The organism is Enterococcus sp. VV15 (assembly GCF_005236045.1).
GTDB lineage: Bacteria > Bacillota > Bacilli > Lactobacillales > Enterococcaceae > Enterococcus_B > Enterococcus_B durans.
On sequence record NZ_QPTY01000040.1, the window covers coordinates 1 to 15,557 of the forward strand.

At 36.4% G+C, this 15,557-nt stretch carries 15 protein-coding genes, 2 pseudogenes and 2 other annotated features; all 17 genes and pseudogenes read left to right on the forward strand.

The window, feature by feature from the left end:
* Nucleotides 1–230: 230 nt before the first annotated feature.
* Nucleotides 231–1,310, forward strand: coding sequence for a helix-turn-helix domain-containing protein (locus tag DVW83_RS12250; protein WP_104662043.1), 1,080 nt, complete (start codon nt 231–233; stop codon nt 1,308–1,310).
* 354 nt (nt 1,311–1,664) lie between these two features.
* The gene (locus tag DVW83_RS12255) at nt 1,665–2,036 is read left to right on the forward strand and encodes a hypothetical protein (RefSeq protein WP_123862969.1); all 372 of its coding nucleotides are present in this window, start codon (nt 1,665–1,667) and stop codon (nt 2,034–2,036) included.
* Nucleotides 2,029–2,244 carry a hypothetical protein gene (locus DVW83_RS12260; protein WP_123862968.1) on the forward strand — a complete coding sequence of 72 codons (216 nt, stop codon included), beginning with the start codon at nt 2,029–2,031 and terminating at the stop codon, nt 2,242–2,244. The genes DVW83_RS12255 and DVW83_RS12260 overlap by 8 nt, the downstream gene beginning before the upstream one ends.
* Nucleotides 2,245–2,388: 144 nt before the next feature.
* The gene (locus DVW83_RS16140) at nt 2,389–4,011 is read left to right on the forward strand and encodes an MSCRAMM family protein (protein ID WP_123862967.1); all 1,623 of its coding nucleotides are present in this window, start codon (nt 2,389–2,391) and stop codon (nt 4,009–4,011) included.
* A gap of 180 nt (nt 4,012–4,191) precedes the next feature.
* A pseudogene (locus tag DVW83_RS12270) lies at nt 4,192–5,119 on the forward strand (LCP family glycopolymer transferase).
* Nucleotides 5,120–5,883: 764 nt separating this feature from the next.
* The gene (locus DVW83_RS12275) at nt 5,884–6,483 is read left to right on the forward strand and encodes an NUDIX hydrolase (protein WP_104661922.1); all 600 of its coding nucleotides are present in this window, start codon (nt 5,884–5,886) and stop codon (nt 6,481–6,483) included.
* Between the two features lie 45 nt (nt 6,484–6,528).
* Nucleotides 6,529–6,756: a binding site (T-box leader), on the forward strand.
* Between the two features lie 42 nt (nt 6,757–6,798).
* Nucleotides 6,799–7,029, forward strand: a binding site (T-box leader).
* A 59-nt stretch (nt 7,030–7,088) separates the two neighbouring features.
* Entirely contained in the window at nt 7,089–8,453 is a 1,365-nt protein-coding gene (gene trpE, locus DVW83_RS12280) for an anthranilate synthase component I (protein WP_137239429.1), read from the forward strand.
* Nucleotides 8,450–8,992 carry an anthranilate synthase component II gene (locus tag DVW83_RS12285; RefSeq protein WP_104661924.1) on the forward strand — a complete coding sequence of 181 codons (543 nt, stop codon included), beginning with the start codon at nt 8,450–8,452 and terminating at the stop codon, nt 8,990–8,992. The genes trpE and DVW83_RS12285 overlap by 4 nt, the downstream gene beginning before the upstream one ends.
* A complete protein-coding gene (gene trpD, locus DVW83_RS12290) occupies nt 8,976–9,977 on the forward strand; it encodes an anthranilate phosphoribosyltransferase (RefSeq protein ID WP_104661925.1) in 1,002 nt (333 codons plus the stop codon). The genes DVW83_RS12285 and trpD overlap by 17 nt, the downstream gene beginning before the upstream one ends.
* 8 nt (nt 9,978–9,985) lie before the next feature.
* Nucleotides 9,986–10,744 (forward strand): indole-3-glycerol phosphate synthase TrpC, encoded by a 759-nt coding sequence (gene trpC / locus DVW83_RS12295; RefSeq protein WP_104661926.1) that lies wholly within the window; start codon nt 9,986–9,988, stop codon nt 10,742–10,744.
* Complete coding sequence (locus DVW83_RS12300; protein WP_104661927.1) at nt 10,741–11,343, forward strand: phosphoribosylanthranilate isomerase; 603 nt, start codon at nt 10,741–10,743, stop codon at nt 11,341–11,343. Before trpC ends, DVW83_RS12300 begins: the two co-directional genes overlap by 4 nt.
* Before the next feature lie 83 nt (nt 11,344–11,426).
* Entirely contained in the window at nt 11,427–12,614 is a 1,188-nt protein-coding gene (gene trpB / locus DVW83_RS12305; protein WP_137239431.1) for a tryptophan synthase subunit beta, read from the forward strand.
* Complete coding sequence (gene trpA, locus DVW83_RS12310) at nt 12,611–13,363, forward strand: tryptophan synthase subunit alpha (RefSeq protein WP_104661929.1); 753 nt, start codon at nt 12,611–12,613, stop codon at nt 13,361–13,363. The genes trpB and trpA overlap by 4 nt, the downstream gene beginning before the upstream one ends.
* Nucleotides 13,364–13,486: 123 nt before the next feature.
* A pseudogene (locus DVW83_RS16010) lies at nt 13,487–13,621 on the forward strand (DUF3788 family protein); the annotation flags it as partial.
* Between the two features lie 146 nt (nt 13,622–13,767).
* Complete coding sequence (locus tag DVW83_RS12320) at nt 13,768–14,220, forward strand: MarR family winged helix-turn-helix transcriptional regulator (protein WP_104660369.1); 453 nt, start codon at nt 13,768–13,770, stop codon at nt 14,218–14,220.
* 13 nt (nt 14,221–14,233) lie between these two features.
* Nucleotides 14,234–14,773 carry a GNAT family N-acetyltransferase gene (locus DVW83_RS12325; protein ID WP_104660370.1) on the forward strand — a complete coding sequence of 180 codons (540 nt, stop codon included), beginning with the start codon at nt 14,234–14,236 and terminating at the stop codon, nt 14,771–14,773.
* Nucleotides 14,766–15,479, forward strand: coding sequence for a B3/B4 domain-containing protein (locus DVW83_RS12330; RefSeq protein ID WP_104660371.1), 714 nt, complete (start codon nt 14,766–14,768; stop codon nt 15,477–15,479). Before DVW83_RS12325 ends, DVW83_RS12330 begins: the two co-directional genes overlap by 8 nt.
* The last annotated feature ends 78 nt before the right edge of the window (nt 15,480–15,557 follow it).

Sequence of the window (15,557 nt, forward strand, 5' to 3'; positions counted from 1 at the left end):
TTGTGGTTAAAAACATTGTACCGTAAAAGGGCTGTTACATGGCCTTTTATCTTTTACACAATTATATGGACTTTATCTAAATTTTATTTGTTAAATATCTACGTTATATAAATTCTATAAAAATAACATTATTTTATATAAAAAATGTTAGTAACGATTCTTTTTTTTCTTTATTTTCGATGTATTTTATTTATATGAGAGTTGTTGGTACTTAAAGAAAGGAGGCTGGAATGGAATTAGAATTTTTTTTAGAAGATAGAGAAAGAATGAAACTCTCAGTTTTACGTTATATTGAGTTAAGAAAAGATAAAAATATTCTATTAACGGATCTTGTTTCTTTTATAGGAATTAGTGAATTAAGAATAAAGAAAATTATGGATGAATTGAATTATGAACTTACTCAATTTGAAACAAATCCTAAAATCATCAATGATGGTATGGTTATTCGTCCTATAAATATTGATTATTCTATTGTTAAAAGATTACGTTTGGAATATTTCAAAAACGCTCCTACCTTTTTGCTATTTAAATGTTTTTTGGAAGAAAGTATGACTGTTAAAGAATTCAGTAAACAATACTATTTTGCGTTACCAACTATATATGTAAGACAACGATTAATAAAAAATTTTTTGTCTACATATGGGATTAAAATCAAAAATGGAAGATTATTAGGAAATGAAATTAGCTTACGCAACATTGTTTTTTCTATATATTTTGAAATTTATAATGGAATTGAACTTCCTTTTTCGAAGTTAATAGTACAACAAATAAAATCTTTAACTAAATATTTATCATTTCTATTTCATTTGAAATTAAGTAAAACAGAAACAGTAAAATTGGATTTATTGATTGGAATTCTATTATGTAGATTAAGAAACGGATTCTATTTGTCTGAAGAAGAAGATTATTTTTCTTGGATAAAAAAAGAAGCTGCTGCTGACAGAATATTTAATGAAATAGCGAACCTATTACTTATTGAAGAAGTAGAAAAAGGAAAAAAAGAAGTTCGATATCTTTTAGGATTTTTAAAATCAATAGGAGTAGACGAAATACCTATTAAAATGAAAGAAATGAAATTTAAAGATATCGATAAAACAAGTAGAGAGGTATCAGAAAAAATTGCCAGTGAATTAAATATTAAAGGAGACAAAAAACAAGTAAGTTTTGAAAAAAAATTAATCAATTTGAATAGAGATCATAAAATTTTCGATTTTATATTATCTTCTTTTAATTCCGATGATCAGACAAATTACTTTTTTGAAGTCTATCCAAAATATAGTTATGCGGTTGCGCAAGCATTAGCAAATTAAGACAACGATTTACTTTTTGGAGACGGGACACTAGTAAATCAGCTTTTTTTGAATATGTATTTTTATTAATCAATGATTATCCTTTAGTTGAAGTACCTGTTTATGTGTGTGTCGATTTTTCTTTGGGTGAGTTATACACAAATTTTATTCAAAATCAGATTAAAGGATTCAAAAATTTAAGTATTATTTTGGAGAATCGATTAACCTCAAAAACGGATATTTTTGTATCAGATTCTGTGATTGAATCTCTATCAATAACACAAATCATCTGGAAAAGACCTCCGACTCCACTTGACTGGGAAATGTTTGGAGATGCTATTGTTGACGTCAAAAATAAATCGAAAAGGATGTAGGATGGGTGAAATTTTTTTCATTTTTTTATGTTTTTTATTATTAAGTAAGCAAGAAATATATCATATCAGTCAGACGTTAGAGATAGAAAGTATGATTTCTAATAAAAGGATTAGGATGACAAACGATTCTCAAAAGTTAATGTTCAACGAAGAAAGACAAATGCTGATAGTTAGTAATACTCGTATTGATTTGTTCAGGGAAGATAAAAGAAAGATAGCTGATCATTTAAAGAAAATCGAAGCTGATTTAGCTATTTTAGAAAGTTCATATTATTTTCCTAAAAGTAAACCAGGAAAAACACAATTGGGTAAACTTATGAGATGTTTGTCAAAAAATATATTATTAAGTGAGAGAGGTTATGATTTTGAATAAAAGAAGTTACATTTTACTGTTAAACTTATTCACTAGTTTTGTTTTAATAATAGGCCAACTTGGTCTTTTTCCACTCATTGGAGTGGCCTTAGAAAATAATGATAGAATTGCAGGTGATGATCCAGGAGTATCTATTAGCGGACCTAGCATTGTTGAATCACGCCAACAAGTTGAATTGAATATACATTTATCTTCTTCAGCTGGGTAGCTTAACGAAGATGGGAAAATTCAAATAACCATTCCTCATACAATTGTTCAAGATAAAAATGATATTTTAGAAAAACTCGTCATAGGAGATCCTTTTTATTTAGATGATTCACCACTTAAAACTGATAGCAATGACAATTATGTGTTGACAGTTTGTTATGATCATACAAAAATTTCTCAAGAAGATGCAGTAGGATATACTTTTACGATAAAATTTGTTGTACCAATTATTAATCAAGGAGATGAAAATATACCTGATTCTGTCGAATTTCCTGTTGATTTTTATAAGGGAGATAAGTTAGTTAGTAGTGATAAGTTATCTTCATCAATAAGTAGACTAAATAATAACTTGCCAAATTTATCAAAGTGGAGTACTAGACCTAAAAAAATAATAGATGGAAATGAAGTTGCACTTATGAGTCTAGATAAACCAAAATCAAATATTTATGCGATAACGATAAATTATGATCAAAGATCTATGAAGAATGTAACACTAACGGACCAAACTCCTGAAGGAACACAATTGACAGATCCAGATACGTATATCCCAGCTGTTGGTGATTTGACTCCATATCAACATATAAGAATTGCAAAGGTGACTGAAAGAAAAGAAGATGGTACACCAAGTGCATGGAAGTACGTAACAAATGAATTAAAAAATAAAATATCTGTTGATGGTCAAGGATTTACAATTGATTTCGGTGATCTTACAGCAAGTGATAGCTATGTGGTGATGTATGGAGAAAAGATATTAGGCAATCCAACTCCGGAAGAATTTGGCGTAAAGACTAACCACGCCGAAATCCTATCTAATTCTTCTCTTGTAACAAGCTATGATTCGTATATGGCTTTAGATAACTCGTCATATAATGGTATTTCTTTAAATAAAAAAGTGAAACAAAGTACATTGGCAGATACCGAAGGGATTTTGGAATATACTTTAACACTAAAAAGTTCAAGTGGAAGTATTCCTGCTGGAACAGTTATAAATGATACCCTTCCAGAATATACGACTTATACTAAAACTATTTCAAAAGATAATTCTAGGGTATCAGAGCCCACATATGATTCTGTTGCTAGAAATATTTCCTACACACTATTGGATACTCTAGATGAAGGAGAAAGCCTGACTATAGTATTTGATGTTTCATATAATAATGAAAATGCAAAATCTGGGGACCAAATCGTAAACAAGGCTTCTATCAATTATAATGGAACAAATATTTATAGTAATGATGCTGTAACTATCTTAGATGGAAGTGCTTATTTAACAAAATTAGCAGCTGAAAATAAGAATCCATTAGCTGGTGCTGTGTTTAAAGTTATTGATAGTAATGGTAAAACAGTTATTGAGAATCTAGTTTCAGATTCTAATGGAAAAATAAATACAGGATTATTGGCTCCTGGAAATTATAGTTTTATAGAAACTAAAGCTCCTGAAAACTACCAAATTGATTCAAGCTCAATTCCATTTACAGTTGTTTCTGGGCAAGAAACTCCAGTTATTTTATCTGCGACGAATTCTTTAGCTTCTGGAGGAGTAGTACTAACAAAAACAGATGATCAGACAGGCGAAGGCTTGGCTGGCGCAGTATTCGAATTACAAGATAAAGATGGAACCGTCGTACAAAGTGGATTGAGTACAGACGAAAACGGCAAACTAGCAATCGATGGATTGACACCAGGAAACTATCAGTTGGTGGAAACGAAGGCTCCAACTGGATATGATCTAGACAAAAAAATGAAGAAAAAGTTTATAACGAAATAAAAAATTTAATTGAAAATGATACAGAATATAAAAAATGTCAAAAGCTTCCAATCCATATGGGGATGGACAATCTAGTGAAAGAATATTGAATGCAATTGCAACTGAAATTGATTTTTTGAAGGAAGTAACAAATTAAAATTTATAATACGATAGTTAATTATTTAAAAAGAAGGGGGAAATATGTTGATTATAAAAAAAATATTTCTGTCTATTTTAATTTCAATAGTTGTTATTGTAATTGCAATCATAGGCTACGCCGGGAAATTTTATTTTGATGTTAAAGAAACAGCAAATGAATCATACGAGGTTGTTGATCATGAATCTAAAACTACCAAAAAATCAGGCGAACCTTTTTCTATATTGTTACTTGGAACTGATAGCGGTGATCTTGGAAGGTCAAGGAAGAACAGATACGATGATTGTTGCTACAGTCAATCCCAATAAAGAAACTACAACACTAGTTAGTATACCAAGGGATACCTTTACAGACATAATTGGCTATGGTAAAAAAGACAAAATCAACCATGCATATGCTTATGGTGGTGTTCCAATGGCGATTTCTACTACCGAAAATTTACTAGATATTTCTATTGATTATTATGCACAAATTAATTTAAAAGGAATTCAAGAATTGATTGATTTTATTGGGGGAGTGGATGTAAGTAATGCCTTCAGTTTTAATTATGAAGGTACGGATTTCCCAATTGGTAAACTACATTTAGATGGAAAAAAGGCACTTAAATATTGTCGCATGCGTTATGATGATCCTAATGGAGATTACGGTCGTCAAGATCGACAAAGGCAAGTTTTAACGAGCATTTTGAATAAACTAAAATCACTGAATACTTTAACAAATTATAATGAAATACTAAAAATTATTGGAGAAAACATGAAAACTGATATTTCATGGGAAATGATACAAACTATTTTTAAACACTATAGACCAGCACTGAAAGATGTGGAATCGGATCAGTTAGAAGGAAGTGGATTTATTGGAGACGGAACAACAGGTGAACAAGGAATATCTTATCAAAAAATAGAAGATAGAGAGTTGACACGGATTCAAAATGAATTGAAAAATCAATTGAAGAGCGTGGGACAAAAGTAAGAAACACTTTTGTCTCATACTTTAAAAACGAATAAACGGTGGGAGCAGAAGTAACTCCTTCTTAAATAAGCCGAAATTCACAAAAATTTTAAAAGCAATTTTCGTGAATTTCTTCTTATTTCTCGGAGTTAAACACTTCTGTCCCAGCCTCATTTGAAAATAAAAAAATTCAAAAATCGGATATAGTTAATCTGAATTTTGAACACAAAAAGAAGCTTATATTTAGTATATCTATTATAGACGTCCATTATTTAAAAAATAGGTACTGCCCGTTAGTGAAGTTTCAGGTAGTACCTATTTTTTGTAAATAGTATTTGGCGAATTTTAGATGCTATTATTCAAAAGAATTCAAGTGGTAAATTCTTTGCCGTTGTCCTTAAATATCCTAAAGTCAATTCTGCAATTGGTATGGACTCAGATGCTACTGATTTTGCCATATGTTCGAATAGTCAAGAAATTGATAATAACAGATTCACATCAAAAATGGAAAATAAACTAAAACGTGAATTACCCAAGCTACCTAGATGTATTTTACTAGCTAAACAACAAGTGACTTGTCTTCACGAAAAAGTAATAAATTGAGTACAAAAATAATCAAAAGCTACGATGCTATCTGTATTGAAGACTTAACCATTAAAATTCTGTTGCGTAATCATAAATCAGTTGGAAAAATTAAAATTGTGCTACGTTCAAGTGGACGGATTTGTCAGTTGATCAAAACATCTTTATACTTGAGAAAAGGATGTTGATAAAGGAGAAACGAGATGCAGACCAGATTCGATCAGTACAGAAGGCTATTGACGATTGCAGAAGCAGGCTTACTTTACGGAAAAGACGTATTTGATAAAGAAAGATATGAAGAGCTGCGGATGATAGCTCTTGAATTATTGAGTGGGATCGGTACAGAAACTTCAGCTGAACTATTTCGTTTAACAGAGAAAAACGAAGGATACCCCACACCGAAAATCGATGTTCGAGCCTACATCAAGCAAGAGAATAAAGTTCTATTGATTGAAGATAAGAGGACAAAGGAATGGGCACTGCCGGGGGGATTTGCAGAAGTTGGGCTTTCGCCTAAAGAAAATATCGAAAAAGAAGTTGAAGAAGAGACAGGGCTCATCGTGACAGCAGATAAACTACTTGCTTTATTTGATACGAATGTAAGAAAAGATGTTCCGCAACTTTTTCAATATTATAAGCTTGTTTTTTCATGTACTATCCTAGCCGGTTCATTTGTGGAAAATAGTGAAACATCAAATAGTGCTTTTTTTGCTTTAGATGAGTTGCCACCATTATCGATCAAGCGAACGACGAAGGAACAATTGGTAATTTTAGCCAACGGATCGTTACCTTATTTTGACTAAAAAAAGTATTGACAAGTAAAATAAGAGAGCGTATTATTATCGAAAATAAGTGTCTTACAAAAGAGAAGTAACAGGATCGATCTTTTCAGAGAGCTGATGGGGCTGCGAATCAGTAAGTGGGTTATGTGAAATGGACTTTTGGACTGAAGTGTTGAATCAAGTAGGGACTTCCGGGTACTCCCGTTATAGAGAAAGACCGTTGTTAGACGGTCGATAGAGATATGCTTTTTTAGCATATGATTGAGGTGGCACCGTGGAATTTCCGCCCTCAAGTTGGACTTCGTCTGACTTGGGGGCTTTTTTGTATTTTAGATAAAAAAATCAATGACAAGAGAAGTAGCTAAGAAAAGAAAAATCACAGAAAATTTCCGATGATGAGAAGGAAGTATTTTTTGCTTAGTGAATGGACTTGTCCGAGCATCCTTGAACCAAAGTAGGGGATGACGGGAACTCCCGTTACAGAGAAAGACCATTGTTAGATGGTCGATCGAGACATGCTTTTTTAGCATATGATTGAGGTGGCACCGTGGTACATCCGCCCTCAAGTTGGACTTCGTCTGACTTGGGGGCTTTTTTGTTTACATAAAAGGAAGGAAGAGAAAAAAATGAGAAAAACGAAGAAAATCAATGGCGATTGTTTAACGCCAATCAATTTGTATTATCGCCTGCGAGATGAAAAAAGTTGTTTATTGGAAAGTATCCCCAGAGAAAAAGAAAATGGCAGATATTCAGTCATTGCATTTGATCCAGCGCATCACGTCAAATATGCAGAAGGAGAGTTTTCGTTTGATGAAACGATGTACCGCTGTAAGGACCCGCTGAAAGAACTTGAAAAATACGTGTTGGTTGAAGAAGAACTACATGAAGAGCTCCCATTTCAAGGTGGGGCGATTGGCTATGTAGGCTATGACATTGCAGCGTGTTACGAGGAGATCGGAACGATTCCAGAAGATGAATTGGGCTTACCAGACATGCAATTTTATCTCTACGAATCATTCGTGATCTATGATCATCAACAGCAAGAAATAACTATCGTTGCGAGCAATAGCTACAGCCATGAAATGGAAGAAGTGTTAGCACAACGATTAGAAACTATCGAACAAAAAATCAGAACAATGAATGAAGCAGAAGGAAGTGAGTTACCTTCGTTGTCCTTACAATTCAAGAGTAATTTTTCACAAGAAAAATTTGAACAGATCGTTACAGAAGCAAAACAAAAAATCAGAGAGGGTGATTTATTCCAAGTGGTTCCTTCGCAACTATTAAGCGTAGATTTTACGATTGATCCTTTTGATTACTATCGACAATTACGAGTGACCAGCCCTTCTTCTTATCTTTATTTTTTACCATTCCCTCAAGCAACGATTATCGGGAGTTCCCCTGAAAGTTTAGTTCGAGTCAAAGGGGAGATCGTGACAACGAACCCGATTGCTGGTACTCGAAAACGTGGGGCAGGTAAAGAGTTGGATGATCAATTAGCGAAAGAACTGATAAGCGATCCGAAAGAAATTGCAGAACACCAGATGTTAGTCGATCTAGGGCGTAATGATCTGGGGAAAGTCGCACAACATGGTTCTGTAACTGTTCCTCTTTTCATGACAGTTGAACGTTACCGCTTTGTCATGCATATCGTTTCACTTGTGCAAGCCCGATTGAAAACTGGCTTTTCTGCGATGGATGCGTTGAAAGCAACTTTACCGGCAGGAACGGTCAGCGGGGCACCTAAGATTCGCGCAATGACACGCATTTACGAGTGGGAGCCAGTGAAACGCTCGATTTATGCCGGCGCAGTTGGCTACTTTTCGCAAGACAACCAAGCGGATTTTGCCATTGCTATTCGCACGATGGTAGTGAAAGGTAAAAAAGCGTACGTGCAAGCAGGTGCGGGGATTGTTTATGATTCTGATCCGACAAGCGAGTATTTTGAAACATTACAAAAAGCGAAAGGGTTATTGGAGGTAAGAAAATGATTTTATTAGTCGATAATTATGATTCTTTTACGTATAACTTGGTTCATTTACTTCCAGATACGGAGATCATCGTCTTACGAAATGACGACCAACGACTGTTGGAAGTCGCTCGCAAAGCAGATGGCATCATTCTTTCACCGGGACCTGGAAAACCAGTAGAAGCAGGTGATTTAGAAAAATTGATCCGATTGTTCTATCAAACGAAACCAATTTTAGGGATATGTCTGGGGCATCAAGCCATTGGTGAAGTATTTGGTGCAAAGATCGTATCTGCACCCACAATCATGCATGGGAAGCAATCGGTGATCAACCACAAGAAAATCATGCGTTATCATTCATTGATTGTGTCAAAAGAACATTTTCCGGAAGAACTGTGTATCACCGCAGAAGTGGATGGCTACATCATGGCACTGAAACATCGGGAATACCCGATATATGGACTGCAATTCCATCCAGAATCTATCGGTACTGAAAATGGGGAAGACTATTTAACAGAATTTTTACAGAAAGCTGGGATTACTGATGCAACAACTATTTGAACGTATCTATCAGCAAAAAGATTTATCACAAGCACAAATGGAACAATTAGCGACTGCGATGTTTGATCAAGAAGTGACCGCAAACCAGATCAGCGGTGTGTTGATCGGGTTGAAGGTAAAAGGGGCAAGTACAGAAGAATTGATAGGCTTGGCTCATGTGATGCAAAAGCGGGCGATTCCAATGGAAAAAGCACCAACTGGGGTAATGGATAATTGTGGTACTGGTGGCGATCATTCACAAAGTTTCAATATCAGTACGACAGCGGCATTTGTTCTTGCTGGTGGGGGAATCCCTATGGCAAAACATGGCAATCGCAGTATCTCAAGTCGCTCTGGAAGTGCAGATGTGTTGGAAGCATTAGGCGTTACCATCACCAACAGCAAAGAACAAATCGATCATCTTTTAAAAAACGTTGGGATTGTTTTTCTCTTTGCACCTGCAATGCATCCTGCAATGAGAGCAGTCATGAGTGTGCGTAAAGAATTAGCTACACCCACGATCTTTAACTTAATTGGTCCATTGATCAATCCCTATCTATTAGAGTACCAGCTGATGGGAACCTATGCAGGAGATTCACTAGCATCAACTGCCGAAACATTAGGAAAGTTAGGGAGAAAACAAGCACTAGTTCTTCATGGCTATCAGGGAATGGACGAAGCCAATTTGGGCGGCAAGACTCATTGTGCTTTTTATCAGTCAGGAAAAGTCAGCGAGTTTTCATTTTCACCAGAAGAAGTGGGCTTGGAGTCACTGCCATTGACTGCTATTACCGGAGGCGATGTTCAAAAAAATAAAGAGATTCTATTATCGGTATTAAAAGGTGAGAAAACACCGTATTACGAAACGGTTCTCCTAAATGCGGGATTAGGTTTTCTAGCAGGTGCTAAAGTTCAGTCAATTAGAGAAGGCATCAAGGAAGCAGAACAAGTGATTCAATCAGGTGCAGCATTTGATATATTACAAAATTTATTAAAAGAACAGTAGGTGAGCGGATGGATTTTTTAGAGAAAATCTTAAAAGAAAAAGCAAATGAAGTGAACAACTTGACGCCGGTCGAAAAACGAGTAGAGAAGCAGCGTCCTTCTTTTTATCAAAAGGTAAAAGGAAATCCTAAAAAAGTCAATATCATTGGCGAAATCAAACGAGCTTCTCCTTCTAAAGGCCTGATCAATGGAACGGTTGATATTTTGCAGCAGGCGAAAACATATGAAACAGCTGGAGTCAGTGCCATTTCTGTATTGACCGATCCTGTCTTTTTCAATGGAACGATCCATGATTTGACGGCAGTTGCTCAAGTAGTCGATGTACCGGTGTTATGTAAGGATTTCATTATTGATGAACAGCAGATCGTACGAGCAAGACAAGCAGGTGCAAGTCTGATTTTACTGATTGTTGCGGCTTTGCCAAAGGTAAGATTGAAGAAATTGCATGAGTATGCGACTGAGTTAGGCTTAGAAGTCTTAGTGGAAACCCACGATGCACAGGAATTAGCAACTGCAAAAGAAATCGGCGCTACGATCATTGGGGTCAATAATCGCAACCTAAAGACTTTCCACGTCAGCTTACAGACCAGTATTGATTTGAGTCAGCCAGAAGATCGATGTATTTATATCAGTGAGTCTGGATTTAAAACAGCTCAGGATGTTGAGAAAATCAGTCAAAATTATCAAGGAATATTGGTGGGTGAAACGCTGATGAGAGCAGGAAACGTGGAAGAAAAAGTAAAGGAATTGCAGGTGTCGAGAAGATGACAGAGATCAAGATTTGTGGATTGACGACAAAAGCTACAATCGATACAGCAATTCAATATGGGGCTTCTTATCTCGGATTTGTTTTCGCAGAGAGTCCAAGAAAAATCACCCTCGAAAACGTTCGTACACTTACGCAAGATCTTCCTGAAAAAGTAAAAAAAGTCGGGGTGTTTGTTTCACCTACAAAAGAATTCGTCGAAGATATTATTAAGATCGCTCAACTTGATTTCGTTCAGATTCATGGAGAAAAAAAGTTTCAGCAGTTGGATGTTCCGATTATTCGAGCAAAAAGTGTGACTAAAAACGTGTCATTGACAGTAGCAACTGGTGAAGATTTTCTTTTATTGGATGCCCCACCTACTAAATATATGGGCGGGAATGGTCAGTGTTTTGATTGGTCAGCTGTAGCAGTACAGCAGTTAGAAAAAGAAAAGTTGTGGTTAGCTGGCGGTTTGACAGCTGAAAATGTGGGAAAAGCCATTGCTTATTTCCATCCGAAAGTAGTAGATGTATCAAGTGGTGTCGAGACAGATGGGAAAAAGGATCTAGCGAAAATCAGCGCATTTTGTGAAGCAGTGAGAATTGCTGATAACAGCTGAAACGTAAAGGATCCGTTGAAAGCAACGCGATAAAAAGGCATGACATAAAACCGTCTATCAGTAGAAAAAAAGGAGGAAACAACATGTACCAACAACCGAATGAACAAGGATTTTATGGGGAATTTGGTGGACAATTCGTCCCAGAAAACTTGATGTACGCAGTCAAAGAATTGACAGAAACTTATGAAGAAACAAAAACAGATGAGAAATTCCAGAAAGAATTTGCCTACTATTTAAAACAATATGTAGGACGTGAGAATCCACTTTATTTTGCACAACGATTAACAGAACATCTTGGTGGTGCGAAGATCTATTTAAAACGGGAAGACTTGAATCATACAGGAGCCCATAAAATCAACAATGCATTAGGGCAAGTACTGTTAGCCAAACGAATGGGTAAAAAGAAAGTTGTAGCGGAAACAGGAGCAGGGCAACATGGAGTCGCTACGGCTACTGCGGCGGCTTTGTTCGGGATGGAATGTACGATCTTTATGGGAGAAATAGATGTCAAACGCCAAGAGCTTAATGTCTTTCGGATGGAATTATTAGGTGCGAAGGTAGTTAGTGTGACTTCTGGCAGCAAGACACTCAAAGATGCAGTCAACGAGGCATTACGCTATTGGGTCGAACATGTAGAAGATACACATTACGTCATGGGATCAGTCCTAGGCCCGCATCCGTTCCCTGAAATTGTGCGGGATTACCAAAGCGTGATTGGAACTGAAGTACGTCGCCAGATTTTAGAAGTAGAAGGCCGGTTACCAGATGTGGCGATCGCCTGTGTTGGTGGGGGAAGCAATTCAATGGGATTGTTTTATCCTTTCCTCAATGATCCAGTTCGATTGATTGGTGTTGAAGCTTCAGGGCATGGCTTGGATACCAATGAACATGCTGCATCGATCAATAAAGGAAGTGTTGGCGTGCTGCATGGAGCGAAGATGCACTTGCTTCAAGATGATGATGGGCAAGTTATTGAAGCATTTTCTATTTCGGCAGGCCTGGATTACCCAGGAATCGGGCCAGAACATTCTTATTTATATACTAGTGGCCGTGCAGAATATGCAGCGATCACCGATTGTGAAGCTGTCGAAGCGTTCCATCTTTTATCTGAAAAAGAGGGGATCATTCCAGCATTAGAAAGTTCCCATGCGTTAGCGCATGTCATGAAATTAGCACCAACTATGGCTAAAGATGAATTGATCGTCGTTTGCTTATCGGGTCGTGGGGACAAAGATGTGCAACAAATCAAAGAAATGGAGGAACAAGCATGAAACCTTTAACCCTTTATTTGGAAAATCAAACAACAAACCCTTTATTCATTCCTTATATCATGGCTGGTGCACAGGGCCTAGAACATCTACCAGAAGAAATCGAGATGTTAGCAAAAAGCGGAGCAACTGCAATTGAATTAGGGATTCCTTTTTCCGATCCAGTAGCAGATGGTCCCATTATTCAAGAAGCTGGTTTGAATGCTTTCAAACATCAGGTAACTCTAAAAAAAATCATTGCAGTATTACAAGATTATCACTCACCAGTCCCATTGATTTTAATGGGATATAGTAATTCATTCTTTCATTACGGTGTGAAGAAACTTGTAGATGATTTAAAAGATTGTCATGTCCAAGGGGTTGTTATCCCGGATCTCCCTTATGAGCACCGTGACTTGATTTTGCCTGATCTAGGCGACATTGCACTGATCCAATTGGTTTCTTTGACTAGTCCGAGTGAACGAATCGACACCTTAGTAAAAGAGGCAGAAGGTTTTATCTATGCGGTAACGATCAACGGAACAACTGGAGTCAATAAAACCTATCAGCAAAATCTGACAGAGCATTTAAAAGAAATCAAAGAAAAAAGTGCGATTCCTGTTTTAGCAGGTTTTGGCATTTCAAAAGCAGAACATGTCCGGCGATTTGCGCAGTGTTGCGATGGAGTAGTAGTAGGATCTAAGATTGTCCATTCCTTACAAGCAGATGGATTGACCAAAACACAAGAATTGATTGGGGAACTCTTGTGTTAAAAGAGCAATGTTCACAATAGTTGGGGCTATTGAGGAAGCAACTCGTTAAATAATCAAAAAGACGTTCAGGTATAATGAAAGTGGAGGAAAGAGGTCGAAACAAAAGTCGTTTAGGTTTGAGAAATTGGAGAAAAGAGGCTGGGACAGAAGTGTTTAACTCCGGGAAATAAGAAGAAATTCACGAAAATTGCTTTTCAATTTTTTGTGAATTTCGGCTTATTTAAGAAGGAGTTGCTTCTGCTCCCACCGTTTATTCGAGAGTCTGTAGCAAACCTGATTTTTAGATTTGTCCCACATACTCTTTCCACATAAACAGGGCTGAACGTTCTTTTTTGGTTAAAAATTGTTGCATTTGCAACTAAAAAGTGTAAAATAAGACTAACATTTAACCAAAGGAGGACAAGATGGACGACATCATTAGAGAAATCGGGATGATTTCTCGAGCCTTGGATTCGATCAGCAATATTGAATTCAAAGAAATCGAATTAACAAGAGGTCAATACCTTTATTTGGTACGTATTTGTGAACATCCTGGAATCATCCAAGAAAAACTAGCAGAAATGATCAAAGTCGATCGCACGACGACAGCACGAGCAATCAAACGGTTAGAAGAAAAAGGGATGGTCCAAAGTACGGCAGATCAGACAAATAAAAAAATCAAGAAACTCTATCCGACAGACAAAGGTAAAAAAATCTATCCATTTATCATTCGTGAACACCATTATTCCAATCAGGTAGCACTCAAAGGATTGACATCAGAAGAAGTTGAACAATTGCAAAGGATGTTAAAAAAAGTTCGACAAAATGTGAGTGAGGATTGGAATTTTGTAAAAAAGGGCAACAAGAGAATTTATTGAAAGGAATAGGCAAGTGGAGAAAATCGAAATCAAGAAAATGACCGTTTCAGATGCGGAACTTCTTCAAACAATCAGTATTGAAACCTATCGAGATACGTTTGGCGAATATAACAGTGAGGAACTGATGCGGATTTATTTAGATGAAGCATATGAGATCAATAAATTGATGAAAGAACTGCAAAATGAACAATCAGAATTTTACTGGGCAATGGTCGACGGCGAGATCGCAGGTTATTTGAAACTAAATGTTGACCAAGCACAATCAGAAAAAATGGGGGATCATTTTTTAGAAATTGAGCGGATCTATGTACGCAGTGCATTTAAAGCAAATGGAATCGGCTCAACACTTATGGCACTCGCTATCCAACGAGCGCAAGAACAACAAAAAGAAGCAATTTGGTTAGGTGTATGGGAACACAATCACCCCGCACTGCGCTTTTACAAGAAACATGGTTTTTCACATCATAGCGAACATATTTTTTATATGGGTGATGACGCTCAAACAGATTATATTTTTGTCAAAAAAATCAATGGAGGAGAAATGAATGAATAAAGTAATCGTAGACTCAACTTTTTGGGAAGTTTTCCCTGAAGCAACGATCGAGGTCTTAACTGTTGAAGGTATCGATAATCGTGTCCAAGAAGACCAAGAAGAAACCTATCATCATTTATTGAATCAGGCAGCAAAAGAAGCAAGAACGTATCTAACAGAAGAACCCTTCAGTCAAAATGAAGTGATTGCACAGTGGCGCCAAGCTTTTGCGCAATTCAAAACAAAAAAAGGGGCACGCTCTTCTATTGAAGCATTATTGAAAAGGGCCAATCAAGAACGTGAATTTTACCCAATCAATCCTTTGGTAGATATTTACAATAGTATCTCACTAAAATATGGTGTGCCATGTGGTGGGGAAGATATTGCGAAAATCCAAGGAGATATGCATTTAGGAAAGGCAAAAGGTGGAGAAAACTTCTTACCTCTAGGAGCAGACGAAGATGTGCCAGCGTTGCCAGAAGAAATCATCTACTATGATGAAGAAGGTGCTATTTGCCGTTGCTTCAATTGGCGAGAAGCACAGCGGACAATGCTTACCGAAGAAACTGCGCATGCTGTCTTGGTCATCGAATCAATCAATCCAGAACAAGCAAAACGTGGGAACGAAGCAATCCTTGAATTAAAGAAAATGATCGATCAAACATTCCATGTGACAAGCAATCATTACACTTTAACAAAAAATCAAACAGAAGTAACAATAAATTAAAAAAACAATCCTCACCAATAAGAACTCTCTACCATGTGCTTGAAAGTGTTCTCGTATTGGTAGAGGTTTTTTTGGTAG

Bases quoted from the DNA above. Each gene is read 5' to 3' on its own strand.
- DVW83_RS12285 (WP_104661924.1), top strand. From the start codon at position 8,450: ATGATTTTATTAGTCGATAATTATGATTCTTTTACGTATAACTTGGTT.
- DVW83_RS12275 (WP_104661922.1), top strand. From the start codon at position 5,884: ATGCAGACCAGATTCGATCAGTACAGAAGGCTATTGACGATTGCAGAA.
- DVW83_RS12300 (WP_104661927.1), top strand. From the start codon at position 10,741: ATGACAGAGATCAAGATTTGTGGATTGACGACAAAAGCTACAATCGAT.
- trpB (WP_137239431.1), top strand. From the start codon at position 11,427: ATGTACCAACAACCGAATGAACAAGGATTTTATGGGGAATTTGGTGGA.
- DVW83_RS12330 (WP_104660371.1), top strand. From the start codon at position 14,766: ATGAATAAAGTAATCGTAGACTCAACTTTTTGGGAAGTTTTCCCTGAA.
- trpA (WP_104661929.1), top strand. From the start codon at position 12,611: ATGAAACCTTTAACCCTTTATTTGGAAAATCAAACAACAAACCCTTTA.
- trpE (WP_137239429.1), top strand. From the start codon at position 7,089: ATGAGAAAAACGAAGAAAATCAATGGCGATTGTTTAACGCCAATCAAT.
- DVW83_RS12250 (WP_104662043.1), top strand. From the start codon at position 231: ATGGAATTAGAATTTTTTTTAGAAGATAGAGAAAGAATGAAACTCTCA.
- trpD (WP_104661925.1), top strand. From the start codon at position 8,976: ATGCAACAACTATTTGAACGTATCTATCAGCAAAAAGATTTATCACAA.
- trpC (WP_104661926.1), top strand. From the start codon at position 9,986: ATGGATTTTTTAGAGAAAATCTTAAAAGAAAAAGCAAATGAAGTGAAC.
- DVW83_RS12320 (WP_104660369.1), top strand. From the start codon at position 13,768: ATGGACGACATCATTAGAGAAATCGGGATGATTTCTCGAGCCTTGGAT.
- DVW83_RS12255 (WP_123862969.1), top strand. From the start codon at position 1,665: ATGGGTGAAATTTTTTTCATTTTTTTATGTTTTTTATTATTAAGTAAG.